This is a genomic window from Vibrio sp. 10N.222.46.A1 (assembly GCF_041473595.1).
Lineage (GTDB): Bacteria > Pseudomonadota > Gammaproteobacteria > Enterobacterales > Vibrionaceae > Vibrio > Vibrio tasmaniensis_A.
In genome coordinates this window covers 1-289 of record NZ_JBFRSN010001374.1, presented here as the reverse complement: position 1 = coordinate 289, position 289 = coordinate 1, and the positions used below count along the sequence as shown (strand labels likewise).

Below are 289 nucleotides of genomic sequence, written 5' to 3'. Positions count from 1 at the left end.
ATATGATACCGTTGGATATAAGAAGCCTGTTTTACGCGTATCACCAATCGGAACGGTTAAGTACGGCAGATAAAAAACAGGAACGCTCTGAATTTCAAACCTTGGGTTGTAGAACGTAGCCTCTTCTTCATTTTGGTCGACATCGATACTTGACGCTCTTAGTCGCCATGCATTGTCGCCGATAGGGCAAGAGGTGATTGAGCCATCTTCAATCTCATAAACCGCTTTTCCGGTTTTTGCGATGTAAACCGCATCTCCTCGCCCTTGCTCACAGAGAAACTCATAATCG

At 45.0% G+C, this 289-nt stretch carries 1 pseudogene; it reads right to left on the bottom strand.

Features of this window, described 5'->3' with window-relative positions:
• Window positions 1-289 (bottom strand): annotated as a pseudogene (locus tag AB4496_RS26710) (LPS assembly protein LptD); the annotation flags it as partial.